The sequence below is a fragment of the Micrococcus sp. KRD070 genome, from assembly GCF_017168435.1.
GTDB classification, from domain to species: Bacteria; Actinomycetota; Actinomycetes; order Actinomycetales; family Micrococcaceae; genus Micrococcus; species Micrococcus luteus.
Genome location: NZ_JABFNH010000007.1, coordinates 1 through 22,700, shown reverse-complemented (window position 1 = coordinate 22,700; position 22,700 = coordinate 1). Strand labels below are relative to the sequence as shown.

The window sequence follows — 22,700 nt, the reverse complement described above, 5'->3', positions numbered from 1 at the left end:
CAGTGCGACGACGGCGCGGCGGGCGTTCCGGCGGCGGGCACCGGCGTCGTGGGCTCAGCCACCGGAGACGTCCAGCTCGGCGGCCTGGATCATGGCCTGCTGCTCGGCGTTGAGCTCGCGGGAGTCCAGCCAGCCGTCCGGCAGGTGCGGGCGCTTGGGGGCGCCGGCCCGGCCGCGGGGGCCCTCGGCGGCCTCGCCCGGGTAGGGCTGGTCGCGGTCCACGCGGGTGAGGATCTCGCGCATCGTGGCCAGGTCCGGGACGGTGGACAGCGCGGTGCGGATCTCCGAGCCCACGGGGTAGCCCTTGAAGTACCAGGCCACGTGCTTGCGGATGTCCCGCAGCGCCTTCGTCTCGTCGCCGCCGAAGGTGTCCACGAGCAGCTCGGCGTGGCGGTACAGCGTGTCCGCGACCATGCCCAGGGTCGGCTGGAACCGGTCCTGGCGGCCCTCGAAGGCGGCCTGCAGGTCCCCGAACAGCCAGGGCCTTCCCTGGCAGCCGCGGCCGATCACGACACCGTCCACGCCGGTCTGCTCGACCATCGCGATGGCGTCCTCCGCGGACCAGATGTCGCCGTTGCCGAGCACGGGGATGTCCGGCAGGGCCTCGCGCAGCCGGGCGATGTCGTCCCACACGGCGGTGCCCGAGTAGAACTGGCGGGTGGTGCGGCCGTGGAGGGCGACGGCGGCGACGCCGAGGTCGCGGGCCGTGCGGCCGGCGTCGAGGAAGGTCAGGTGGTCCTCGTCGATGCCGCGGCGCATCTTCACGGTCACCGGGATGTCCTTCTTGGCCGCCTCGGTCACGGCCGCCTTGACGATCGAGGCGAACAGCTCCGACTTCCACGGCAGGGCGGAGCCGCCGCCGCGGCGGGTCACCTTGGGCACGGGGCAGCCGAAGTTCATGTCGATGTGGTCGCAGCGGTCCTCCTCGACCAGCATCCGCACCGCGGCGCCGGTGGTGACCGGATCCACCGAGTAGAGCTGGACGGAGCGGGGCACCTCGTCCGGGTCGTGCTGGATGATCCGCATCGACTCGGGCTTGCGCTCCACGAGAGCCCGGGCGGTGACCATTTCGTTCACGTAGAGGCCGCCGCCGTACTCCCGGCACAGGCGCCGGAACGCGGTGTTCGTGATGCCGGCCATCGGGGCGAGCACCACGGGGACGTCGATGGTCAGCGGTCCCAGCCGCAGCGGGGGCAGGGTCAGGCGGTCCGTCGTCGGGGCGGGGTGGCGGCCCTCGTGGAGCTGGTCGTCGTCGGTGATGCGTCGACCCGCGCCGGCGGACTTGGCGTAGTGCGCGGCGTGAGGGTCGGCAACGTCGTCGGCGTCGGTCATCGCCGCGGCGGGGAGGGTGTGGGAAGAAGTCATGTCGGATCCCATTCTTCCATTCCGCCCGGCACCCGCGTCACCGTGCCCCACGACGAGGCCCGCTGGGAGGCGATCACCGAGGCACCCCGCCGGGACGGGCAGACCATCCTCCCGGCGGGTCAGGCCTCCGACGCCGGCGCCGCGTCCCCGCCGTCGAGCACCGCCAGCAGGTCAGCACCGGCGAACATCTGAGCGGTCTGACGCGCCGAGGGGGTGCCCGCGTCCGGGTCCGCCCCGGCCGCGAGCAGATGCCGCATCGAGGCGACATCCCGTTTGAACGTGGCGCAGGTCAGGGCGCGCTGGCCGCGATCGTTGGCGTGCTCGATCTCGGCGCCGGCCTCGATGAGCATCGCCACGGTGTCCGGGTGCTCGTGGTAGGCGGCGAGGGTGAGGAACGAGTCGCCCGTGTGGTTGCGCAGGCGCGTGCTCACCCCGGCGTCCAGGTATGCCTTCAGCTGGGCCGTGTCCCCGTCCCGCGCCATGTCGAAGAGCCGGTTCGCCAGCTCGATGTCCTTCTCGCTCCACTGCTCGCTCATGCCCGCCAGTATGGCGGACGCCGCGGCGATCGACCGCTCCGCAGCGACATCTCCGCGGGTCTGCCCGCAGGTGATGTCGCCGGCCGGCGGTCAGACGAGCACCGTGAACAGCCCCGCCCGCCCCGCGGTTGCACCCGGCATGACCCGCAAGCACCTCGGCTTCCTCAACTTCGGCCACTGGATCCACCGGCCCGGCGCCGAACCGGACGCGCGGCAGGCCCTCGACGACGTCGTCGCCATGGCCGTGGCCGCCGAGGACGCCGGGCTCGACGGCGCCTGGCTGCGCGTCCACCACTTCCAGCGGATGTTCTCCTCGCCGTTCCCGATCCTCGCCGCGATGGCCGCCCGCACCGAGCGGATCAGCCTCGGCACCGGCGTGATCGACCTGCGGTAGCGCATGTCGGGGTTGCAACACTCGTCCACGTAAGCTTGGTTGCATGGTCGAACTGGTAGCGCTGAGGAAGACGAACGAGGTGGCGGCCTACGTCCGCGCCTCCATGGACCGCAAAGGCGACCGCTGGACGGTCGATACACAACTGAGGAAGATCAGGGCATTGGCCGAGGCCAAGGACTGGAACGTGGTCGAGGTCTACGAGGACAACGCGGTGTCGGCGACGAAGAAGCGTCGAGCTGGCACCCGCTGGGCCGAGATGTTGGACGACGCCCGAGCAGGTCGATTCTCGATGGTCGTCGCCGTGGACATGGACCGACTGCTGCGGAGCACGAAGGACCTCAACACGCTGATCGACCTCGGCCTGCGCGTCGTCACAGTGGACGGCGAGATCGACCTCTCGACGGCCGACGGAGAGTTCCGAGCGACGATGCTCGCCGCTCTCGCCCGGTTCGAGGCTCGACGCAAGGCGGAGCGGCAGATCAGGTCGAACGAGCGCCGCCGCGCCGAAGGCATCCCGGCGTCCACCTGGAAGGCGTTCGGTTGGACGAGGGAGGGCGAGCTGATCGAGGAGGAGGCCGCCGCAGTTCGGCGGGCCTTCGATGCGTTCCTCGGTGAGCCGTCGCTGTCGATCCGTCGCATCCGGGAGGACTTGAACAGCGCTGGCCACCTCACCGCCCGCGGGTCGGAGTTCTCCGTCGATGCTGTGCGGTATCTGCTGGCGAACTCGCTCTACGCTGGCTTCATCCGCCACTACAAGACCGGCGAGCTGTACCCGGTGCAGGGCGAGGCGTTCCCGCCCATCGTCGGCGAGCAGACGTGGCGGGCCGCGGTGGCGAAGCTGGAGGACAACGTGCGGAGGTCGGCGAGGCAGGGCAATCAGCCGAAGTACCTCCTGTCCACGATCGGCCTCTGTGGGAAGTGCGGCGCGACGCTCGTCTCGGGGACGAACAGCCGCAAGCAGCCGACGTACCGTTGTGGCGAGCAGTTCCATCTCACCCGCCAGCGCGAGCCCGTCGATGCGATGGTCACCGAGGCGGTGCTCACGCGCCTGTCGTCCGTGGACGTGCACGACCTCGTGATGCCGCAGGAAGCCGCCGGGCCGGATCGCGAGGAACTGCTGACCGAACGGAACGCCCTGGTCGAGCGGGTGAAGGAGCTGAGCCCGCTGCTGCGCGACATCCATCAGCCGGTCCTGGAGATCACGGCGGCGATCAACGACGTGAAGGCTCGCATCGACGAGATCGACGCGGAGCTGCTCGACCGCTCGGTGTCGGTGGCGGCGAAGCTGCTGGCGGAGGTCGATGAGCCGGTCGGCACCGCGGAGCGCCGCGAGGTTGTCGAGTCGAAGTGGAAGGCGTTGGACATGGACCGTCGCCGGATGCTCGTGGACGAGCTGGTGACGGTGACCATCGAGCCCATCATGCCGGGTCACGTGAAGTTCGACCCCGATCTCGTGCGGATCGAGCCGAGACGCGACTGACTCATGACTCGACTCGTCATTGCACTGGTGAGTCGAGTCATGGAAGAATGGTTGCAGACAAGAAGATCCCACCGGGGCCGCGACTTAGAAGCGCGGGGTTCTGCTCCCGGATGAGTAGCCGGTCAAACAGCCCAATTACCGTGGCGGGGAACCGGAAGATACTCATGTCTGAGGACTTCCGATGTCTGTCGTTATCGACGTTCCCCGCGCATCCGCGCTCGTCCGCCCTGGCCTCGATCAGGGCTCCGCTCCTTCTCCGCAGGCAGACGGCCACGATCCCGTCATCGCCGCCGCCCGCGCCGCTGGCCGCCGAGCCGGTGAGCGCCTGGCACTCACTCCGCTGACCCCGCGCCAGCGCGCCGCCGTTGCCTCTGTGATGGGCGGTGGTCGCTGATGAGCGCGAACTCCGCCGCCTTCGATCACTTGACCGGCTTCCGCTGGCGTCAGGGCGACCCGTCCCTCGCCGACGCCGAGGCCCAGCTCTACGACCTCGGCGTGCTCCGCTCTGTGCTGGAAAGGCCGTCGAGATCGCCGTCGCCGACGCCCGAGCCGATGGGGTGACCTGGGCCAGGATCGGCGACGCCCTCGGCGTCACGCATCAGGCTGTCATCAAGCGCTACGGCCGGGGCGGTGGTCGCTGATGTACGCCGACGCACGCAACCTCAGCACCGCTCCCACCAACCTGACCCCGCCCGGAGGGCCTGGCCTGGCACCCGCCGAAGGCGGGCTGCCCGTCGTCGTGATGGCTGCCCGTAGCCGTGCTTCGCACTCCAAGAGTTACGAGACCCCCATTCGTTCCTACGGGCGCGGCAAGGGCTTGTCGATTGCCGCGCCTTGCAACAACATGCCTGGTCAGCGGCCTGTTCCGCCCTCGCTCCGTCGCGTGGTCCCGCGGGATCATATGGGGTCTCATTTGGGGGTCAATAGGGGGTCATTTAGGCGCCGCACTCCCTCTGAGGCCCTCCGCGCCGCCCGCGGCGGGGGTGGTCGCCGTGGCTAAGCAGGAGAACAACCCGACGAGCATCGGGCTCACGCAGTACCTCGATCCGTCGTACTGGGCCTGGGCTGCCGAGGACCCGAACGGGGCCGCGCTGCTCCAGCAGGGTGCCGAGGCGATCCTCGCCTACGTGGTGCAGCGGCTCGAGGCCACCGGCTGCCAGGTCGTCGAGGCCTACGGCATCGTGCACGACAAGGACGAGCGCGAGGTCTGGAGTGACACGGAGAAGGCCCTGGTGGTCGAACCGAAGCCCGAGCACCTGCACGCCGTGATCAAGTTCGCCAGCCGTGCGAAGAGTGCGCCGCTGGATCGGCTCGCGTTCGGCATCGGCGTCGAGCCCCAGTACGTCGAGAAGCCTGGCCGCGGGCGGTACGCCTTCGACAACATGCTGTCGTATCTGACGCACGTGAAGTACGCGGACAAGCACCAGTACGCGCCTTCGGAGGTCGCCACGGTGCGTGGGCCTGACTACCTCGGGATCGACGCCCAGCGCCGGGAGACGTGGCTGAAGGGCCGCGCCCACGTGAAGAAGAAGATCGTCGCCGAGAACTTCGAGGACATGCGGGAGCGCGTTCTCCAAGGTGAGATCACGCGGGATCAGATCATGCTCACGGACGAGCTGTTCGATATCTACTCGCGGCATCAGCGGGAGATCGACGACGCGCTGTCGGCCTACGGCCAGCGTCGCGCATACCGGGCGGCGGCGAAGCTGCGCGCCGGTGAGTTCTCGACGCACGTGGTGTTCGTCCATGGGGATGCCGGGATCGGCAAGACCCGGTTCGCCACGGACTTCATTACCGAGGCGATCAACGCGGCGAACGCGCACGGCGAGCGGTGGCAGGTCTACCGGGCCGCGACGGGGAACCCGCTTGATGACTGGCGGGGCGAGGAAGTGCTGCTGCTGGACGATCTGCGGGCCTCGGCGATGGATGCGAACGACTGGCTGCTGCTGCTCGATCCGTACAACGCCTCGCCTGCGAAGGCCCGCTACAAGAACAAGGGCGAGGTCGCCCCGCGCCTCATCGTCATCACGGCGACGATCGAGCCCGTCGAGTTCTTCTACTACGCCCGCCAGAAGGGCAACGTGGACGAGGCGCTGGACCAGTTCATCCGCCGGCTGGCCTCGGTCGTGAAGGTCTATCGTGCCGACGACATCAATCGTTACCTCGTGCAGCACATCGGGAAGATCGAGCCCTACGAGTGGCACCAGTGCAGCGTTCCGACCGCCGCGCACACGCCCGGTATGTACGGCAACGCGTACCACCAGAACGTCGGGTCGCGGGAACTGACCTACGGCCCGGAGACCTCGGCCGAACATGATGCGGAGGGCGCGGTTGCTGAGCTGCTGGGTGGGCTCGCGGTGCGGAGCCCTGACGTGCCGCTGGCGCTGATCGGAGGTGCCGCATGAGCACCGAACGCGATGCGCTCTTCCAGGGGGTCGAGGGGGCCGGAGGCCCCTCGCAAGCAGCCGGGGAGGACATGAGCGCCAGCGAAACGTCCGACACGGCTACTGCTTGCCACTCTGGCGTACAGGTGGAGCAGCAGACCGACTCCCAGGTGAACACCGGTCGGGCTGATGCGGAGGCTGTGCGCCAGAGTCACGGCGGCGCGAAGCGTCGTCGTGGGGGCGGCGGGAGGCTCGACACCCGCTTCGATGACGCCACGCTCGCGGCGCTTCGCACTCGTGCGAAGCGGCTCGGGCTGGCTCCGAGCACGTGGGTGCGGACCGTCGTGCGCGATGCCCTGCACGCCTCTCGGAGCGAGGAGCTGGATGCCGCCGTGGCCGCGCAGCTGCTCGGGGTCGAGGAGCGCGTGCAGGCGTCTGCTGATGCTCGGGAGCTGGCCGCCCAGGTGCGCCCGCTCGCGATCAACGTCAACGACCTGGACCGCCGTGCTCGCGCGGGTGAGCCGGTGGCGCTGTCGGCGGAGGTGCCCGAGCTGATCGAGCTGCTGCACGAGGTCCGCGCGCTGCTCGGGGATCGGGCGGCCTCATGAGCACGACGCATTACAGTCCGAGCGCCAACGCCGCCGACACCGAGCGCTACATCCGGGGCAAGGAGGACGAGCGCGGCGTCGCGATCACGGGCGACGTGCCGGGAGGCCCCGGCGCGTTCTCGGCGCGCGCCCGCGCGCTCACCCAGAACACGAAGCGTGACGTCGAGGCGCTGCACTACAGGCAGTCGTTCAGCGACGACGAGTTCGACCCAAAGAATCCTGAGGACGTGCAGCGGGTGAACGATCTGGGTTACCAGCTCGCGAAGAAGATGCACCCCAACGCGGACTGCCTCGTGGTGAGCCATGTGGACGGACGCGGGAAGAAGCCGCACAACCACATCTTGGTCATCAACCACAGCAATCGGACGGGGAAGGCGCTCTCGGACTATCGCACGTTCCACGACCGCAAGGCCGGGAACCAGCGGGGCGTTCAGTCAGCGAACGACGAGCTCATGCGCGAGCACGGTCTCTCGGTCGTGAAGCGTCTGGAGCACGCGCCGAAGGACTGGGAGCTGCGCCGCGAGGACTTCGCCGAGGGCGGGCTCGACCGCGAGATGGGCGACCGGATGAGCGCCGCCCTGGCTGATCCCCGTGCGGTGGACAAGGCCGGTCTCGAAGCGGTGATCGAGGAGCAGAACCAGCAGCTCGGCGATGACGGGGAGCGGGTGCCGCGGATGCGGTTGCACAGCCCCGTCAGCAAGAAGGGCAAGCGCGCCGGGCAGGAGACCTGGACGCTCTACATCGAGGACCGCCGCGGCGAGTCCGGACGCGCCGAGCGCCGCAAGCGCGCGAGCGCACTCTCGGCGGACTTCACCCCGGAGGGCGCGCAGGCGTTCTTCGACTATCACCAGCAGCAGGAGGAGCAGGAACATGAGCGCAGCGCTCGACAGGCTGAAGCAGCAGAACGCGCAGAGCGGATCGCAGCAGCAGCTCGACAGTCCGGAGACGATGGAGGCGTTGACCTCGATCCTCGCCGCCGTCGAGGCGCAGAACGCGAGGCTCGACCGGCTGGCCGAGCAGCAGAAGAAGCTCGCAGGGTTCGTGAAGGTCATGGACGAGGAGACGACGAGGCGGCTGGAGCGGATCACGGCCTCGGCGTCGACCTCCTCGCCCTCCAGCGACGCGTCCGCGAGGATCGCGAGTATCGAGAGCAGGCTGAACGAGATCGCGAGCACGCTCGGCGAGTTCGCGCAGAGTCTCAACGGCGAGAGCTTGAACGCCGCGTCGCAGAGCTTGGTCGCGGAGGCGCAGAGGAATCACGCGGCTACGGCATCGGCGATTGAGGGGCTCAAGGCGCAGGCCGCGGCGAACCAGAAGCTCGTCAGCCAGGTCGGCGGCGCGGTGCAGCGGATCGAAAAGCGCACCGAGGAGCGAGTCGTGAAGGCCGTCGAACAGGTCGCCGGGGAGGCGTCTGCCACGATCGCGGCAAACCTCGACGCATCGAACGAGCGCGCCGAGCGGATCATCGCTGCCACGGCGAAGCTGGAGGCCCGTCAGCTCTGGTCGGCCGCCGCCGCGATGTGCCTCGCACTCCTGCCGGTGGTGGTGGTCGTCGCCGGGCTCTGGATGGGCATCGCTGGGCTCATCACAGGCGCTCAGTGGGCGCTGGACGTGGACGGTAGCGTGTGGCTCGGGATCGGGCGCTGGCTCGTGATCGCCGCGGGCCTCGCGGCGGCCGGCTACGGGGTCTTCGCGTCCGTCCGCTGGGTTGCTGGCCTCGTGGAGACCTGGAAGGGTCGCGGGATGCCGACGTGGCCGAACTGGCGACGATGACTGGAGCCACTCGAACTACTGACCCCGGTCAGTAGTCGAACGATTGCCGCAGCAGCCGGTCGAGCGACGTCGGTGCCGCCGCAGTCGCCGGAGGACGATCGCCGCTGTGACGGCCACCCCGACTGCGATCCCGGCACCGATGAGCCAAGGGTTGCCGAGGAAACCTCCGATACCTGCGAGGGCTCCGCCCGCGGCGAGGAGAGGCAGGCCGCAGCAGATCAGCAGCGGAAGCGCGCAGCATGCCAACAGGAGCAAGCCCGTCCCAGCACCGACAAGCACGCCCGCGCGATGCGAGTCGTGGTCCTTATCGCCGCTCATCGTCTGTTCCTCTCCCAGCTGAGCGTTCCCCCCGATTGTCTGCGTGCGCGTTCACGCGCAGCACGACAGGAGCGACGGATCGGTGGTGAAGGCCTTGGCGGCGATCCGGATGCCCTCGGCCATGGTCAGGTAGGGGGCCCAGGCGTCGGCGACCTCGGCGACCGTCTTGCCGAGCACGTGGACCCCGGCGGCGGCGAGCTCGCCGGCGTCCTTGGCGACGGCGGTGATGCCGAGAATCTTCCCGGTGTCGGCGTCCACGACGATCTTGACGAAGCCGCGGGTGTCGCGGTTGACCAGTGCGCGGGGCACGTGGTGCAGCGGCAGGACGCGGCAGTCGCAGCGGATCCCGGCGGCGACGACGTCCTTCTCGGTCATCCCGACCGCGCCGATCGCCGGGCCGGTGAACGTCACCCTCGGCAGTCGGGCGTAGTCCACGGCCCGGTCGGCGTCGGCGAACGCGTTCTCGGCGACGAGGGTGCCGTGGTGGGCGGCGACGTAGACGAACTCGGGGTGGCCGGTCACGTCGCCCGCGGCCCAGATCCGCGGGTGGGAGGACTGCATCCGGTCGGAGACGACCACCTCGCCGAGGTCCCCGGTCTCGACCCCGACCCTGTCGAGGCCGAGCCCGTCGGTGACCGGTCGTCGTCCGAGGGCGACGAGCACCTGGTCGGCGCGGAACTCCTCCCGCCCCCCGGCGACGTCCGCGGTGACGACGGCCTGCCCGGTCGCGGCGTCGCGGGACACCCGCGTCGGCAGCGCGCGGCGGACCACCCGGATGCCCTCGTCGGCGAACACCTCCTCCAGCGTCCTGGACACCTCCGGCTCCTCCTTCGACGCGAGCCGGGACCGGACCAGCACGGTGACCTGGGAGCCGAGCCGGGCGAACAGCTGCGCCTGCTCCAGGGCGACGTAGCCGCCGCCGAGCACGAGCAGGGACTCAGGGAGTTCGGTCAGCTCCATCGCCGTGGTCGAGGTCAGGTACCCGGTCTCGTCCAGGCCGTCGATCGGCGGGGCCCACGGCCGAGAGCCGGTCGCCACCAGGAAGTGCCCGGCCTCGATCGTCTCGGTGCTGCCGTCGTCCCCGGCGACCTGGAGGACCGGAGCGTCGGGGGTGCCGGCGAACGCGGCGTCGCCGCGGCGGACGGCCCACCCGTAGGAGTCGGCGACGTCGGCGTACTTCTCGCCCCGCAGCGACTCGACCAGCGCCTGCTTCCCGGCGATCAGGGCGGGCATGTCCACCGGCCCCGCCGTCGTCGCGATCCCCGGGAACCGGTCGGCGGCGTCGGCCGCGGAGTGCCGTGCGTCGGCCGCGGCGATCAGGGCCTTCGACGGCACGCAGCCGGTGTTCACGCAGGTGCCGCCCAGCGTCCCGCGCTCGATCATCACCACCGACTTGCCGAGCGTGGTCGCGCGGATCGCGGCGGCGAACGCACCACCGCCCGATCCGATGATGGCGAGGTCGTACTTCGTGGGCATCGCAGCTCCTGTCAACACTTGGTCTTCCGGTCTGTCTCAGCCATACTGGACCTTCCAGTGCAGGGGAAGGTCAAGAGGACTTCTGCCGAAAGAAGAGGGGGCCTGCGATGCGCATCGGGGAACTCGCCGAGCGGGCGGGAACGACGGCGAAGACGCTGCGGTTCTACGAGGAGCAGGGCCTGCTGCCGCCGGCCGAGCGCACGCCGTCCGGATACCGCGACTACGCGCCCGAGACGGCCGCCCGGATCGACTTCGTCCACCGCGGCCAGGCCGCGGGCCTCACCCTCGCCCAGATCCGCCAGATCCTCGACATCCGCGACGACGGCGCTGCTCCCTGCGAGCACGTGCGCGACCTCCTCGACGCACGCCTCGCCGAGATCGAGCAGCAGATCGCCCAGCTCGCCGCGCTGCGCGACACCATCACCGAGCTCAGACGCGACGCCGCGCAGCCCGACCCCGACTCGTGCAGCGCGGACCAGGTCTGCCGGTACCTGTAAACGGCAGAGCCGGTCGCACCAACGCCACAAGCCCGACATGCGCTATGAGAACCCCCTGTACATGGCCGAGGCCGCGGCCACCACGGACCTCATCTCCGGCGGCCGGCTCGAGCTCGGCGTCTCCCGCGGCTCACCCGAGGCCGCCCTCGACGGCCAGGCGCAGTTCGGCTACGCCCTCGACGAGGGGCAGACCTGGGCCGACGTGACCCGAGAGCGCGGACGCCGGTTCCTCTCGGCCGTGCGCGGCGAGGGCATCGCAACGCCGGACCTCACCTCCGGCTGGGCGCACAGCTCGCAGCCGCTGCGGATCGGGCCGCACTCCCCCGGGCTCGCGGACCGCATCTGGTGGGGGTCGGGGTCCACGCCGTCGGCGGTCGAGGCGGGGCGGGATGGCTACAACATGCTCTCCTCCACCCTGCTCCTGCAGGACGACGGCCGACCCTTCCACGTGCAGCAGGCCGACCAGATCGCCCGCTACCGGGAGGCCTTCGCCGCGGCCGGCCACACGGGCCCGGGCCGCACGGCGGTCACGCGCTCCGCGTTCGTCATCCAGGACCGGGAGGACGAGCTGTACTTCGGCCGGGAGCGGGCTTCGCGCGACTCCTCCGGCATGCTCGAGGGCGGCGCCGCCCGCTCCGGCCCGACCTATGCCGGGTCCGCCGAGGAGGTCGCGGAGAAGCTCGCCGCCGACGACGCCGTCGCCGCCGCCGACTGGGTCCTGTTCGCCAACCCCAACCAGCTCGGGGTCGAGTACAACGCGAAGATCTTCGCCGGCTGGGCGGAGGTCTGGCGCCTGCTCGGCTGGGATGCATGAGCGAGGCCCCGCCGCACCTCCCGACCGCCGACGACGGCGTCGCCCGAGCCCGTCGCGCGCGCTGGGCCGTCACCGCCGCCTTCGCGACGAACGGCGCCCTGCTCGGCGCGCTCATCCCGCACTACCCGGAGGCCAAGGCCGCGTTCGGCCTGGACCCGGCCGCGTTCGGCCTGCTCGTCATCGCGCTCGCCGTGGGCGGCACGCTCGCCGGGCCCCTGCCCGCCCCGATCCTGCGCCGGTTCGGCGCCCGCCGCGTCATGCTCGCCGGCAGCGTGGCCATCGCCCTGCTCACGACGGCGGCCGGTCTCGTCCTCGACATCGCCGGGGCGGGCGCGGGGGCCGGGCACGGTGCGGGCACGGCCGCGGCCTGGCCGCTGTGGGTCTTCGCGGGCCTCGTCGTGGCCTCGGGCGTGCTCGACGCCGTCGTGGACACCGCCCAGAACGCGCAGGGCCTGCAGGTGTAGACCCGGCTGGCCCGGCCCGTGCTCACGACCATGCACGCCGGCTGGAGCCTCGGAGCGGCCGCCGGTGCCGGGCTCGGTGCGGCGGTCATCACCGTGGGCGGCCCCGCGGCCCTGCACCTGGGGCTCAACGGCGCCGTGTGCGTCGCGGTGCTGCTGGGGGTCCGGCGCCTGTTCCTGGCGGAGGCTCCCGTGGACTCGGCGTCCGCCCGCGGCGCCGCGGATCAGTCACCCGCACCGTCGGAGACGTCCACGCCGCCTGCCCGCCCAAGCCCTCCCCCGCCGCGCCGCCGTGGCCGTGCTCGTCCCCGCCGTGGTGATCGCGATGGCCGGGTTCGGCGTGGAGGAGTTCGGCAACGCGTGGGCCACCCTGTTCCTGATCACGGAGCGCGGCCTGGATCCGGCCGCGGCGGTGCTCGGCGCGTCGACGCTGCTGGGCGCGCAGTTCGTCGGACGCCTCGCGGGCGACCGCACCCTCGCCGCCCTGGGACGCCGCGGGGCGCTGACGGCGGGGCTGGGCGCCGTCGTCGTGGGGCTGGGGCTGGCCCTGGCGCCGCTGCCCGAGCCGGTGGCCGTGCCTGCCGCGTTCGCGGGGCTGGCCCTGGCGGGGCTCGGCTGCGCCGTGGTGGTGCCCGTGGCCTATGCGCTCGGCGACGAGGCGCCCGGGCTCCGGCCGCAGACCGGGCTGGCGGTGACGAGCTGGTGCATGCGGCTGGCCGGGGTCGGGCTCAGCCCGGCGGTCGGGGCGCTGGCCGGCGCCGTCGGTCTTGCACCGGCGCTGACGGTGTTCCTGGGCCTGGCCGCCGTCGGGGCGGTGCTCGCCGCCCGGCTGCCCGCCGCCCCGTAGGAACCGCTCAGTCGTCGTCGACCTCGCCGGCGAGGGCCTGGGCCGCCAGGTGCTCCTCGGTCGCGGCCTCCCAGATCTCCTTGGCGGCGGAGCCGTTGAGCAGCACGAGAAGCACGCCCACGATGATGTCCGCCCAGCCCGACGCCGTCAGCACCGTGATCCCGGACAGGGCGATCAGCACGACGCCGGCCACGAGGTCGTTGCGCGCCGCGAGCCAGGCCGCCCGGGTGAGGGAGCCGCCGTCGACGCGGACGCGGGCCAGCAGGACCACGCACACGATGTTCACGAGGAGCGAGCCGACGGCCGCCCCCAGCAGCACGCCCGCGGCCGGCGGCTCGGGGTCGCCGATCTTCGTGGCCGCCATGACGAGCGCCGCCACGGCCGGCAGCACGATGATCCCGGCCATGACCTTGCCGATGACCGCCTGCCGGGCCGCCGTCCACCCGAGCGCCACGAAGATCAGCAGGTTGACGGCGAAGTCCTCGAAGAAGTCGACGGAGTCCGCCACGAGGGCCACCGAGCCGATCCCCACCGCCAGGATGATCTCGACCACCAGGTAGGCGCCGTTGAGCAGGGCCACCGCCAGGACGGTGCCCCGCAGGGTGCGGGTGCGCCGGCGGTCCGCTACGGCCGCCCGGTTCACGCGCCCGGCGCGTCGTCCACGAACACGTACGTGTCCACCAGCGTCCGCGCCGCGTTGCCGCCGATGAGCCCGTCCACGATCCGCTCCAGCGGGGCCATCGCCTCGTCCACCTCGATCTGCACGGGGTACTGGGCCACGAGCAGGGCGAGCAGGTCGGCCACGGCCTGCAGCGCGTCCTCCTCCCCCAGCTCCGGATCCCAGCCCACGAGCACATCGGCCGGCGCGTCCTGGCGCTCCGGGGTGTAGGACACCGCGAACGCGCGGATGCGCCCGCCCTCGGCCTTCGGCGCGTCGCGGAGCACGACGGCGCCCGCGGCCCCGGTGGCCGGGCCCAGCAGCAGCTGCTGGGCGGCCCCGACGCTCAGGGTCGACGGGTCCCAGGCGTGCACGGCGTCATAGAACGCGGTGACCGCCTGCGTCAGCTCGACGGAGCCGGTCGAGGCCTCCTCGAGGACCACGCCGTCCGGGTGCTCCTCCCCGCGCACGTCCGGCAGGCCGATGGCCCCCGGGGCGATCGCGACGCGGCGGGAGCGCTGCACGGGGGTGAAGCCCTCGGCCACGAGGAACGCCTCGGTGCCGGCGGCCAGTGCGGCGGTCTGGGACCGCACGGCCTCCGTGTCCACGGGCGGCTGGCCGGCCGGGCCCTCGGCGTCGGTCTGCGGGTCGGCACCGCTCACGCCGGGCACCAGGGCGTCCTTGGCGAATCGGGCCTTCAGCGCGGTCGTCGGGATGGCGCCGGCGGCGTGCGCCTCCGCGGCGAGCCCCCGCAGGGCCGCCACGAGCGCCCGGCCGATGCCCCGGCGCCGCTCGGCGGCCGCGGTCTCGACGTACAGCCACAGCCGCCGCGGGTGCACGGACGAGGCATAGACGACGCCGGCCGCCACCGGCACGCCGGCGGCCTCGGCCACGAGCGCGCGGCGCCAGGGCCGTTCCGCGTCCTCGGCGAGCATCGCCCGGTCCTGGTGCTGCTGCGCGTTGGCCGGGTCACCCCACACCTCGAGCAGGGCCAGGTCGTCCCCGGGCCGCCAGGGACGCAGCACGATCTCCCCGCCGGCGACCGCGGCGGAGTCGAACAGCGCGCCGCCGTCGTCGTGTCCCGCGGCCCCGGCCGCTCCCGTCACGTCCCCGCTCACTTGACCAGGCGCTCCAGCAGGTAGGACTTCACCTGGGACAGCGCCACGCGCTCCTGGGCCATGGTGTCCCGCTCGCGGATGGTCACGGCCTGGTCCTCGAGGGTGTCGAAGTCGACGGTGATGCAGAACGGGGTGCCGATCTCGTCCTGGCGGCGGTAGCGACGGCCGATCGCGCCGGAGTCGTCCGTCTCGATGTTCCACAGGCCGCGCAGCTCCGCCGCGAGGGACTGGGTGGCCGGCTGCAGCTCGGGCTTCTTCGACAGCGGGAGCACGGCGGCCTTGACCGGGGCCAGGCGCGGGTCCAGCTTGAGCACGGTGCGCACGTCCACGCCGCCCTTGGCGTTCGGGGCCTCGTCCTCGGCGTAGGCGTCCACGAGGAACGCCATCATGGCGCGGGTCAGGCCGAAGGACGGCTCGATCACGTACGGGGTGTAGTGCTCGTTGTTGGCCTGGTCGAAGTACTGCATCTTCGTGCCGGAGTGCGTCGTGTGCTGGCCCAGGTCGTAGTCGGTGCGGTTCGCGATGCCCATCAGCTCGCCCCAGCCGTCGCCGCCGGTGAAGCCGAAGTCGTACTCGAGGTCGATGGTGCCGTCCGAATAGTGCGCACGGTCCTCCGCGGGGACGTCGAACTTCCGCAGGTGCGCGGGGTCGATGCCGAGGTCGATGAACCAGTCCCAGCAGTCCTCGACCCAGCGGTCGAAGTGCTGTTTCGCCTCGGCCGGCGGCACGAAGTACTCGATCTCCATCTGCTCGAACTCGCGGGTGCGGAAGATGAAGTTGCCCGGGGTGATCTCGTTGCGGAACGCCTTGCCGATCTGGCCGATGCCGAACGGCGGCTTCTTCCGGGCCGCGCCCAGCACGTTGAGGAAGTTCACGAAGATGCCCTGCGCCGTCTCCGGGCGCATGTAGTGCAGGCCCTCCTCGTTGTCCACGGGGCCGAGGTAGGTCTTGACCAGGCCCGAGAACAGCTGCGGCTCGGTCCAGGCACCCTGGGTGCCGCAGTCCGGGCACACGATCTCGGCCATGCCCTCGGCCGGCCGGCCCTTCTTGGCCTCGAACGCCTCGAGCAGGTGGTCCTGGCGGTGGCGCCTGTGGCACTGGGTGCACTCCACGAGCGGGTCGGTGAAGGTCTCGACGTGGCCGGAGGCCTCCCACACCGCGCGCGGCAGGATGATGGAGGAGTCCAGGCCCACCATGTCCTCGCGGGAGCGCACGAAGGTCTTCCACCATTCCGCCTTGATGTTCTCCTTCAGCTCCACACCCAGGGGCCCGTAGTCCCACGCGGAGCGCGAACCGCCGTAGATCTCACCGGCCTGGAACACGAAGCCTCGGCGCTTGGCGAGGTTGATGACGTTGTCCAGCGGGGACTTGGCAGCCATGGGGGCATCACTTCCGTACTCATCGGCGGGGCGGGAGGGGATCACGACGACGACGGCGCCCGGCCGCCTTCGAGGCGGCGGGCCCGTTCCGGCGCGGCGCGCCGGTCGATCCCGTCCAGCCTACCGGCCATGATGGACACCATGACCGAGACGAACGCACCCGACGCCCAGCCCCTGCCCATCCGTGACGAGTCCATCCGCCTCGGCCAGGCGCTCAAGCTCGCCTCCCTCGTGGAGGACGGGGCCATGGCCCGCGACGTCGTCACCGACGGACTCGTCACCGTCAACGGCGCGGTGGAGACGCGCCGCGGCGCCCAGCTGCACGACGGGGACGTCGTCGAGTTCGCCGGAGAGGCGTTCGTCGTCCAGGCCGGGCAGGCCTGAGCCGACGCCGCGGCGGGCGGCCGCGGCGCCGTCGTCGAGCAGGTCCGGCGCGTCAGCCGCGGGGCGGCACCATGTGGGCGAGGTACTCCTTCACGTGGCCCAGCTCCTGCTCGTTGATCGCGTGGCCGAGCCCGGCGTAGACGATCTTCATGAGGTCCACGTGGGCGTTCAGCCAGGCATGGGTCTCCTCGACCCGGGGCTCGGAGATGATCGGGTCCTCCTGGCCGCGGCCCCAGAAGACCTTCGGTCGGACGCGGGCGACGTCGTCGTCGCGGGTGAACAGCTCGCGCAGCCGCGGCTCGGTGAGCTCCGGGTCCACCACGAAGCCGGACAGCGCCACGGTGCACGCGTAGGCCTCCGGGTCCAGGCGCAGCAGCGACGTGGCCATCGCCATGCCCTGCGAGAAGCCGAGCAGGGAGACGGTGCGGAAGTCCCCGCGCACCGCCTGCACCCAGGCGTGCAGGGCCTCGACGGCCTCGCGGACCGGCTCGGCGGTGGAGCCCAGCTCGCCCGTGACGGGGTCCTGGGAGAGCGGGAACCAGGCGTGGGAGCCCGGCTGCAGGGGCAGGGGCGCGCGGACGGCGGCCACCGTGACGTGCTCGGGCAGGTGCGGGACGAGGCCGAACAGGTCGTCCTCGTTCGCGCCGTAGCCGTGCAGGACGATCAGCAGGTCCTCGGTGCGCTCGCCCTCGGGGCGGGACCAGCGGACGACGGGCTCGACGGCGGGGGTGGGGTTCGCGTTCACGTCCGCCAGCCTAGCGAGCGGCACGGTCGGCCCCTCCCGGAGGTTGACCCCTCCCGCGCGACGTGGGCAGAATCCTACCCGTGGGTAACCCATCCTCCTCCCAGCCTCCGCACGCCTCCGACGCGACCCCGGTCGACGACCCCGCCGCCCATCCGTGGCGCCGCTACGTCGCCATCGGGGACTCGTTCTCCGAGGGCATCGGCGACCCGGACCCGGACCGTCCCGGCTACCACCGCGGCTGGGCCGACCGCCTGGCCGAGGAGCTCTCCCGCCTGACGCCGCCCGGCGAGGACCTGGCCTACGCCAACCTGGCGGTCCGCGGGAAGCTGCTGGACCAGATCGCCGAGGACCAGGTGGAGCCGGCGCTCGCCCTGCGGCCGGACCTCATCAGCGTCTGCGCGGGCGGCAACGACATCCTGCGCGGCGCGGACCCGGACGAGATCGCGGTCCGGTTGGACGCCGTCGTCGAGCGTCTGGCCTCCGACGGCGCCACCGTGCTGCTGTTCAACGCGACCGACGTGAAGGGCACGCCCGTCATCGGCCGCATCCGCGGCACCGTGGCGATCTACAACGAGAACGTGCGCACCATCGCGCTGCGGCACGACGCGCTGGTGCCGGACATGTGGTCGCTCAAGGACCTCGCCCGGCGGGAGATGTGGGCCGAGGACCGCCTGCACTTCTCTGCGCTCGGCCACCACACGATCGCCGCGATGGTGCTGGACACCCTCGGCGTGGAGCACGGCCTCGAGCACCTGCGCCTCTCCCCGCCGGCGCCGCGCACGTGGCGCGCGGCCCGCGCGTCGGACGCCGCATGGGTGCGCACGCATCTGGCGCCGTGGGTGGTCCGCCGCCTCCGCGGCGTCTCCTCCGGCGACGGCGTCACGGCCAAGCGCCCCGTCCCCGAGCCGCTCTTCGGCGCGCCGATGCCGCAGGGCTCGGACCACACCGAGCCGCTGGACATCGTCGAGCCCTGAGCCCGGCCGGCGGGGACCGGTGGCCGTTTCCCGAACGACAGTGCCGCGACACGCCGCCGTTTCCCGAACGAAAGTTCAGAGGGCGAGGGTGCGCTTGAGCGTGTCGGCCACCTGGCCGTATTCGGTGAGGAAGCCGTCGTGGCCGATGGGCGAGGCGATCGTGTGCACCGGCGGCCGCGCGGGCAGCGCCGCCGCGAGCGCCTCGGACTCGGCCGGCAGGTAGAGCCGGTCCGAGTCGACGGCGGCCACGAACGCCCGGCCCCGGTAGTCCGCGAGCGCCGCCGCCACGCCGCCGCGCCCGCGCCCGACGTCGTGGCCCATGAGGGCCTCGGTGACCACGAGGTAGGAGTTCGCGTCGAACCGGTCGGTGAGCTTGGCCGCCTGGTGGTCCAGGTAGGACTCCACGGCGTAGCGCCCGCGCCCGCCCGGCACCCCGACGACGGCGCCGAACGGGTCCTCGACGCCCTGCGGTTCCCGGCCGAACCGCTGGCCGAGCTCTCCCGCCGTGCGGTAGGTGGTGTGGGCGATGCGCCGGGCGATGCCCAGGCCGGCCACGGGGCCGGGGCCGGGGTAGTAGTCGCCGCCCTGGAAGTCCGGGTCGAGGCGGATGGCCGCGGTCTGGGCCTGCCCCCACGCGATCTGGTCGGCGGAGGAGGCCGCGGTGGCGGCCAGCACACCCACCCCGGCGACGCGCGCGGGGTGGGTCGCGGCCCACTCGAGGGCGCGGGCCCCGCCCATCGATCCGCCGATCACGGCGCGCCAGGCGCCGATCCCGAGGTGGTCGGCCAGGCGCCGCTCGGCCTCGACCGCGTCCCGCAGCGTGAGGAACGGGAACCGGGAGCCCCAGGGCCGCCCGTCGGGGGCGGGCGTCGAGGGCCCGGTGGAGCCGTGGCAGCCGCCGATCATGGCGGGGGCGACCACGAACCACCGGTCCGTGTCCACGGCGCGGCCCGGGCCGACGAGGGCGTCCCACCAGCCCGGCGTCGGGTCCTCCTCGTGCGCGGCCACGTGCGCGTCGCCGGTGAGGGCGTGCAGCACGAGCACGGCGTTGGAGCCGTCGGCGGCGAGGGTGCCCCAGGTCTCGTAGGCCAGCTCGACGTCGGGCAGCAGCCCGCCGGTCTCGGTGCGCAGCTCGCCGACCCGCAGGCGGTGGCGGCCGCCGCGGGGCAGCGCGGTGCGCGACGGACGCGTGGCGACGGCGGTCATGCCCGCTCCCCCGCGTCGTCGTCGCCGCGGCGGGCGGCGGCCGCGAAGCCGCGCTCGAGGTCGGCGAGGATGTCCTCGACGTCCTCCACTCCGAGTGAGAGCCGCACCAGACCGGGGGTGACGCCGGCGGCGCGCTGCTCGTCGTCGGTGAGCTGGGAGTGGGTGGTCGAGGCCGGGTGCACCACGAGCGAGCGGACGTCACCGATGTTGGCCACGTGGTGGTGCAGGGTGAGCCCGTCCACGAACGCGGCCCCGGCCTCGCGGCCGCCCGCGATCTCGAAGGAGACGAACGCGCCCGCGCCCTTCGGCAGGTAGCGCTGGGCCCGCTCGTGCCACGGGCTGGACTCCAGGCCGGCGTAGACCACGTGCTCGACGTCGTCGCGGCCCTCCAGCCAGCGCGCCACCGCGGCCGCGTTGGCCACCTGCCGCTCCATGCGCAGGGACAGGGTCTCCAGGCCGAGGTTCACCAGGAAGGCGTTGAACGGGGAGATGGCCGAGCCGTAGTCGCGCAGCAGCTGCACGCGCGCCTTGAGGATGAAGGCCAGGTTGGCGCCGAGCGGCGAGCCCACCCCGAGGTCCCGCGCGTACACGAGGCCGTGGTAGGACTCGTCCGGCTCGTTGAAGCCGGGGAACCGCTCGGCGTGCTGCGCGTAGTCGAACGTGCCGGCGTCGACGATCACGCCCGCGATGGCCGCGGCGTGCCCGCCGAGGTACTTCGTGGCGGAGTGGGTGACGACGTCCGCGCCGTGCTCGATCGGTCGCAGCAGGTACGGGGTGGCCAGCGTGTTGTCCACGATCAGCGGCACGCCGGCCTCGTGGGCGGCGTCGGCGACGGCGCGCACGTCCAGGACGTCCCCGCGCGGGTTGCCGAGGGTCTCGCCGAAGAACGCCTTGGTGTTCGGCTTCACGGCGGCGCGCCAGGACTCGAGGTCGTCCGGGTCGGTCACGAACGTCGTCTCGACGCCGACCTTGGCGAGGGTGTGCTTGAACAGGTTCTGCGTGCCGCCGTAGAGGCTGGCCGAGGCGACCACGTGGTCGCCGGCGCCGGCGAGGTTGAGGATCGCGAACGTCGTCGCCGCCTGACCGGAGGCCAGCAGCAGCGCGCCCACACCGCCCTCGAGCGCGGCGATCTTCTCCTCCACCGGGCCCTGCGTCGGGTTGCCGATGCGGGTGTAGAGCGGGTCGAGGTCCTTGAGCGCGAACCGGTCCGCGGCCACCTGGGCGGACGGGAAGTCGTACGAGGTGGTCTGGAAGATCGGCAGGGCGGTCGCACCGAAGGCGTGCTGGCCGACGGCGACGCCCGCGTGGACCTGCGCGGTGGAGAAGCCCCAGGCGTCGGGGGTCGGGGTGGGCTGGTCGGTCATGGCGGACCCTCCTGAAGGGTTCAGGGGCCGGACCCGGCCGCCCCGCCCGCCGGCCGACGTGCCGATCCGCGGACCGGCGTCGTCGAGGTGCCGGAGATGACCCGGCGCCGTCGAGAGGGGCCGTGGGATCGGCCCGCGCTTGCCGGCGTCCGTTGTGGGGCCGGCCTGGTCGTCACCCGGGGCACCCCACCGCGGAAGGAGGGTTGCCGGTCAGCATGCCGGGGCCTGTTGCTGACTCTCGTGACCGTGCCTCCGAGTGTAGCCCGCCGCCCCGCCACGATTTCGTCACGCGTGTCACACGTGGATACGCTCTCCGCACGGGGCGCCCGACCCGTCAAGGGCTCGACGCCCCTGGACTCGCACCAGGTCAACCCCCGGGGCAGCCCGGGAACGGAGAGGAACAGCGCAGTGCACACCTGTCGCATGGACCACGTGTCCTACGCCGCCGGCCCCGAGGGCCTGGACGCCACGGTCGCCCGCATCGCCGAGACGCTGGGCATCGAGCGGATCAAGGGCGGTGTCCACCCACGTTTCGGCACCCAGAACGCGCTCTTCCCCATGACGGAAAGGCAGTATCTGGAGGTCGTCGAGGCCCTGGACCACCCGGCCTCCCTCAGCGCGCCGTTCGGCCAGCTCGTGCGCGCCCGCACCGAGCAGGGCGGCGGCTGGATGAGCTGGGCGGTGGCCACCCCGGACATCGGCCGGTTCGAGCGCCGCCTCGGCCGCGAGGCCGTCCCCGGCAACCGTCGCTTCCCGGACGGCCGCGAGCTGTCCTGGCGCCAGATCGGCATCAAGGGAACCCTCGCGGACCCGCAGCTGCCGTTCATCCTGCGCTGGGCCGACGGCCAGGAGGACATGCACCCCTCGCAGGCGGCCGAGCCGCAGGCCACCATCGAGCGCCTGAACATCGCCGGCTCCCCCGAGCGCCTCGCCGAGTGGCTCGGCGACGACGAGGACGGCCAGGTCCAGGACGTGAACATCGAGTACGTCGCGCCCTCCGGCACCCCGGGCATCGTCTCGGTCACCTTCCGCACCCCGAAGGGCGAGGTCACGCTCTGAGCGCGGGGGCGGGGCCGCTCAGCCGAGCAGCCCCGCCCGCGCCAGCAGCGGGTAGCCGACGAACCCGACGGCGTCCAGCAGCGCGTGCGCGATGACCAGGGGCATCACCCGGCGCACCCGCAGGAACACGAGCGCGAACACCACGCCCAACAGGGCGTTGCCCACGCCCGGCCCGATCCCCTGGTACAGGTGGTACGCCCCGCGCAGCAGCGCGAGGGCGAGCACCACCACGGCCGCGCGGGTCGGCAGGTACAGCCCCTCGGCGCTCACCCACGACGACGGCACGGCCGGCGCCGGATCGCGCGCCAGGCCCGCGGCGCGCAGCCGCTGCAGATACCCGAGCCGGTCGACGAGCCAGGCGCCCACGATGACCTCCTCCAGCAGTCCGTGCCGCAGCGCGGAGAGCAGCAGGACCGGCACCTGATACCAGCTCTCCCCGAGCGCCGAGCCGACGATCGCCGTCGTGATCCCCAGGGCCCGGCCGGCGGCGTAGACGCCGAGCGTGCCCAGCCCGATGGCCGCGAACAGGCCCAGGCCCCAGGCCAGGTCGCGGCCGGGGCGGCGCAGGTCGAGGCCGAGCACCCGGAACGGGTTCCGGCCGCGCAGGTGCATCAGGTGCAGCACGAGGGCCACCGGCACCAGCGCGAACCCGATGCCGAGCAGCTGATAGGTCAGGTCGAACACCCAGCGGTCGGCCAGGGCCGGGTTGAGGACGGTGGTCTGCTCGCCGAGCGGGGCCTGGGTGGCCTTGTCGATGAGCTGGACGATCGCGTAGACCGCCGACTTCCCCAGAGAGAGGCCGAGGACGATCGCGATCTCCCACCGCACCGTGCGCGCCGAGGGGGCGGGCAGCGCGGGGG

24 protein-coding genes, 1 pseudogene and 1 riboswitch are annotated in these 22,700 nt (G+C 72.3%); of the genes and pseudogenes, 15 read left to right on the top strand and 10 right to left on the bottom strand.

Annotated features, from left to right (window positions below; translation table 11 throughout):
* Positions 1–54: 54 nt before the first annotated feature.
* On the bottom strand, positions 55–1,365 hold the full coding sequence (gene dusB, locus J1M38_RS02220) for a tRNA dihydrouridine synthase DusB (protein WP_119217453.1): 1,311 nt from the start codon (positions 1,363–1,365) through the stop codon (positions 55–57).
* A gap of 119 nt (positions 1,366–1,484) precedes the next feature.
* The gene (locus J1M38_RS02215; RefSeq protein ID WP_010079207.1) at positions 1,485–1,901 is read right to left on the bottom strand and encodes an ankyrin repeat domain-containing protein; all 417 of its coding nucleotides are present in this window, start codon (positions 1,899–1,901) and stop codon (positions 1,485–1,487) included.
* A gap of 139 nt (positions 1,902–2,040) precedes the next feature.
* Between J1M38_RS02215 and J1M38_RS02210 the strand changes: the two genes are divergently transcribed.
* The 8 genes and pseudogenes from J1M38_RS02210 (at position 2,041) to J1M38_RS02180 (ending at position 8,540) form a co-directional block, all read left to right on the top strand.
* Positions 2,041–2,295 carry an LLM class flavin-dependent oxidoreductase gene (locus J1M38_RS02210; RefSeq protein ID WP_100058355.1) on the top strand — a complete coding sequence of 85 codons (255 nt, stop codon included), beginning with the start codon at positions 2,041–2,043 and terminating at the stop codon, positions 2,293–2,295.
* 43 nt (positions 2,296–2,338) lie between these two features.
* Positions 2,339–3,775, top strand: coding sequence for a recombinase family protein (locus tag J1M38_RS02205; protein ID WP_070708917.1), 1,437 nt, complete (start codon positions 2,339–2,341; stop codon positions 3,773–3,775).
* Positions 3,776–3,956: 181 nt separating this feature from the next.
* Positions 3,957–4,169: a hypothetical protein gene (locus tag J1M38_RS12210; protein WP_080555871.1), complete on the top strand. Its 213-nt coding sequence runs from the start codon at positions 3,957–3,959 to the stop codon at positions 4,167–4,169.
* A pseudogene (locus tag J1M38_RS02200) lies at positions 4,169–4,416 on the top strand (hypothetical protein). Before J1M38_RS12210 ends, J1M38_RS02200 begins: the two are co-directional and overlap by 1 nt.
* A gap of 342 nt (positions 4,417–4,758) precedes the next feature.
* Positions 4,759–6,180 (top strand): Rep family protein, encoded by a 1,422-nt coding sequence (locus tag J1M38_RS02195; protein ID WP_073117383.1) that lies wholly within the window; start codon positions 4,759–4,761, stop codon positions 6,178–6,180.
* The gene (locus tag J1M38_RS02190; RefSeq protein WP_010079211.1) at positions 6,177–6,767 is read left to right on the top strand and encodes a hypothetical protein; all 591 of its coding nucleotides are present in this window, start codon (positions 6,177–6,179) and stop codon (positions 6,765–6,767) included. Before J1M38_RS02195 ends, J1M38_RS02190 begins: the two co-directional genes overlap by 4 nt.
* Positions 6,764–8,050 carry a relaxase/mobilization nuclease domain-containing protein gene (locus J1M38_RS02185; RefSeq protein WP_024034594.1) on the top strand — a complete coding sequence of 429 codons (1,287 nt, stop codon included), beginning with the start codon at positions 6,764–6,766 and terminating at the stop codon, positions 8,048–8,050. The genes J1M38_RS02190 and J1M38_RS02185 overlap by 4 nt, the downstream gene beginning before the upstream one ends.
* The gene (locus J1M38_RS02180) at positions 8,001–8,540 is read left to right on the top strand and encodes a hypothetical protein (RefSeq protein WP_080555874.1); all 540 of its coding nucleotides are present in this window, start codon (positions 8,001–8,003) and stop codon (positions 8,538–8,540) included. The genes J1M38_RS02185 and J1M38_RS02180 overlap by 50 nt, the downstream gene beginning before the upstream one ends.
* Positions 8,541–8,909: 369 nt before the next feature.
* On the opposite strand, the gene merA is transcribed toward J1M38_RS02180, so the two are convergent.
* Positions 8,910–10,334, bottom strand: coding sequence for a mercury(II) reductase (gene merA / locus J1M38_RS02175; protein WP_010079213.1), 1,425 nt, complete (start codon positions 10,332–10,334; stop codon positions 8,910–8,912).
* 107 nt (positions 10,335–10,441) lie between these two features.
* Between merA and J1M38_RS02170 the strand changes: the two genes are divergently transcribed.
* From J1M38_RS02170 to J1M38_RS11890, 4 genes are all read left to right on the top strand, one after another.
* On the top strand, positions 10,442–10,831 hold the full coding sequence (locus J1M38_RS02170; RefSeq protein ID WP_010079214.1) for a heavy metal-responsive transcriptional regulator: 390 nt from the start codon (positions 10,442–10,444) through the stop codon (positions 10,829–10,831).
* Positions 10,832–10,868: 37 nt separating this feature from the next.
* Positions 10,869–11,645 (top strand): LLM class flavin-dependent oxidoreductase, encoded by a 777-nt coding sequence (locus J1M38_RS02165; RefSeq protein ID WP_101967288.1) that lies wholly within the window; start codon positions 10,869–10,871, stop codon positions 11,643–11,645.
* Positions 11,642–12,109, top strand: a complete 468-nt coding sequence (locus tag J1M38_RS11895) for a hypothetical protein (protein ID WP_223247516.1) — start codon at positions 11,642–11,644, stop codon at positions 12,107–12,109. The genes J1M38_RS02165 and J1M38_RS11895 overlap by 4 nt, the downstream gene beginning before the upstream one ends.
* A gap of 289 nt (positions 12,110–12,398) precedes the next feature.
* Positions 12,399–12,953 (top strand): hypothetical protein, encoded by a 555-nt coding sequence (locus J1M38_RS11890; RefSeq protein ID WP_241246416.1) that lies wholly within the window; start codon positions 12,399–12,401, stop codon positions 12,951–12,953.
* Between the two features lie 7 nt (positions 12,954–12,960).
* Here the strand turns inward: J1M38_RS11890 and J1M38_RS02155 are convergent, their stop codons facing one another.
* The 3 genes from J1M38_RS02155 to J1M38_RS02145 are packed head-to-tail and all read right to left on the bottom strand — an operon-like array spanning position 12,961 to position 16,108.
* Positions 12,961–13,596, bottom strand: coding sequence for a cation transporter (locus tag J1M38_RS02155; protein WP_041103529.1), 636 nt, complete (start codon positions 13,594–13,596; stop codon positions 12,961–12,963).
* Positions 13,593–14,729 carry a GNAT family N-acetyltransferase gene (locus tag J1M38_RS02150; RefSeq protein WP_122054121.1) on the bottom strand — a complete coding sequence of 379 codons (1,137 nt, stop codon included), beginning with the start codon at positions 14,727–14,729 and terminating at the stop codon, positions 13,593–13,595. Before J1M38_RS02150 ends, J1M38_RS02155 begins: the two co-directional genes overlap by 4 nt.
* The gene (locus tag J1M38_RS02145; RefSeq protein WP_122054119.1) at positions 14,726–16,108 is read right to left on the bottom strand and encodes a glycine--tRNA ligase; all 1,383 of its coding nucleotides are present in this window, start codon (positions 16,106–16,108) and stop codon (positions 14,726–14,728) included. The genes J1M38_RS02150 and J1M38_RS02145 overlap by 4 nt, the downstream gene beginning before the upstream one ends.
* Positions 16,109–16,249: 141 nt before the next feature.
* On the opposite strand from J1M38_RS02145, the gene J1M38_RS02140 reads away from it, so the two are divergent.
* Positions 16,250–16,492, top strand: a complete 243-nt coding sequence (locus J1M38_RS02140) for an RNA-binding S4 domain-containing protein (RefSeq protein WP_036317588.1) — start codon at positions 16,250–16,252, stop codon at positions 16,490–16,492.
* Between the two features lie 52 nt (positions 16,493–16,544).
* Here the strand turns inward: J1M38_RS02140 and J1M38_RS02135 are convergent, their stop codons facing one another.
* Positions 16,545–17,237: an alpha/beta hydrolase gene (locus tag J1M38_RS02135; protein WP_036340883.1), complete on the bottom strand. Its 693-nt coding sequence runs from the start codon at positions 17,235–17,237 to the stop codon at positions 16,545–16,547.
* An 80-nt stretch (positions 17,238–17,317) separates the two neighbouring features.
* Here J1M38_RS02135 and J1M38_RS02130 point away from each other — a divergent pair, with 80 nt between their 5' ends.
* Complete coding sequence (locus J1M38_RS02130) at positions 17,318–18,211, top strand: SGNH/GDSL hydrolase family protein (RefSeq protein ID WP_041103533.1); 894 nt, start codon at positions 17,318–17,320, stop codon at positions 18,209–18,211.
* Positions 18,212–18,286: 75 nt separating this feature from the next.
* Here J1M38_RS02130 and J1M38_RS02125 read toward each other — a convergent pair whose 3' ends face one another.
* The gene (locus tag J1M38_RS02125) at positions 18,287–19,417 is read right to left on the bottom strand and encodes a homoserine O-acetyltransferase (RefSeq protein WP_101965803.1); all 1,131 of its coding nucleotides are present in this window, start codon (positions 19,415–19,417) and stop codon (positions 18,287–18,289) included.
* Positions 19,414–20,781, bottom strand: coding sequence for a bifunctional o-acetylhomoserine/o-acetylserine sulfhydrylase (locus tag J1M38_RS02120; RefSeq protein ID WP_101965802.1), 1,368 nt, complete (start codon positions 20,779–20,781; stop codon positions 19,414–19,416). The genes J1M38_RS02125 and J1M38_RS02120 overlap by 4 nt, the downstream gene beginning before the upstream one ends.
* Before the next feature lie 130 nt (positions 20,782–20,911).
* Positions 20,912–21,027, bottom strand: a riboswitch (SAM riboswitch).
* A gap of 177 nt (positions 21,028–21,204) precedes the next feature.
* Here J1M38_RS02120 and J1M38_RS02115 point away from each other — a divergent pair.
* Positions 21,205–21,840 (top strand): VOC family protein, encoded by a 636-nt coding sequence (locus tag J1M38_RS02115; RefSeq protein WP_101965801.1) that lies wholly within the window; start codon positions 21,205–21,207, stop codon positions 21,838–21,840.
* 18 nt (positions 21,841–21,858) lie between these two features.
* Here J1M38_RS02115 and J1M38_RS02110 read toward each other — a convergent pair.
* Positions 21,859–22,700 (bottom strand): CPBP family intramembrane glutamic endopeptidase (locus J1M38_RS02110; protein WP_241246415.1); only part of this gene is annotated, 842 nt, incomplete at its 5' end.

What these genes read in the sequence shown, in the direction of transcription:
- dusB (WP_119217453.1), bottom strand. Translation starts at nt 1,365, where the DNA reads ATGACTTCTTCCCACACCCTCCCCGCCGCGGCGATGACCGACGCCGAC.
- J1M38_RS02215 (WP_010079207.1), bottom strand. Translation starts at nt 1,901, where the DNA reads ATGAGCGAGCAGTGGAGCGAGAAGGACATCGAGCTGGCGAACCGGCTC.
- J1M38_RS02210 (WP_100058355.1), top strand. Translation starts at nt 2,041, where the DNA reads ATGACCCGCAAGCACCTCGGCTTCCTCAACTTCGGCCACTGGATCCAC.
- J1M38_RS02205 (WP_070708917.1), top strand. Translation starts at nt 2,339, where the DNA reads ATGGTCGAACTGGTAGCGCTGAGGAAGACGAACGAGGTGGCGGCCTAC.
- J1M38_RS12210 (WP_080555871.1), top strand. Translation starts at nt 3,957, where the DNA reads ATGTCTGTCGTTATCGACGTTCCCCGCGCATCCGCGCTCGTCCGCCCT.
- J1M38_RS02190 (WP_010079211.1), top strand. Translation starts at nt 6,177, where the DNA reads ATGAGCACCGAACGCGATGCGCTCTTCCAGGGGGTCGAGGGGGCCGGA.
- J1M38_RS02185 (WP_024034594.1), top strand. Translation starts at nt 6,764, where the DNA reads ATGAGCACGACGCATTACAGTCCGAGCGCCAACGCCGCCGACACCGAG.
- merA (WP_010079213.1), bottom strand. Translation starts at nt 10,334, where the DNA reads ATGCCCACGAAGTACGACCTCGCCATCATCGGATCGGGCGGTGGTGCG.
- J1M38_RS02170 (WP_010079214.1), top strand. Translation starts at nt 10,442, where the DNA reads ATGCGCATCGGGGAACTCGCCGAGCGGGCGGGAACGACGGCGAAGACG.
- J1M38_RS02165 (WP_101967288.1), top strand. Translation starts at nt 10,869, where the DNA reads ATGCGCTATGAGAACCCCCTGTACATGGCCGAGGCCGCGGCCACCACG.
- J1M38_RS11895 (WP_223247516.1), top strand. Translation starts at nt 11,642, where the DNA reads ATGAGCGAGGCCCCGCCGCACCTCCCGACCGCCGACGACGGCGTCGCC.
- J1M38_RS02145 (WP_122054119.1), bottom strand. Translation starts at nt 16,108, where the DNA reads ATGGCTGCCAAGTCCCCGCTGGACAACGTCATCAACCTCGCCAAGCGC.
- J1M38_RS02140 (WP_036317588.1), top strand. Translation starts at nt 16,250, where the DNA reads ATGACCGAGACGAACGCACCCGACGCCCAGCCCCTGCCCATCCGTGAC.
- J1M38_RS02125 (WP_101965803.1), bottom strand. Translation starts at nt 19,417, where the DNA reads ATGACCGCCGTCGCCACGCGTCCGTCGCGCACCGCGCTGCCCCGCGGC.
- J1M38_RS02120 (WP_101965802.1), bottom strand. Translation starts at nt 20,781, where the DNA reads ATGACCGACCAGCCCACCCCGACCCCCGACGCCTGGGGCTTCTCCACC.
- J1M38_RS02115 (WP_101965801.1), top strand. Translation starts at nt 21,205, where the DNA reads ATGGACCACGTGTCCTACGCCGCCGGCCCCGAGGGCCTGGACGCCACG.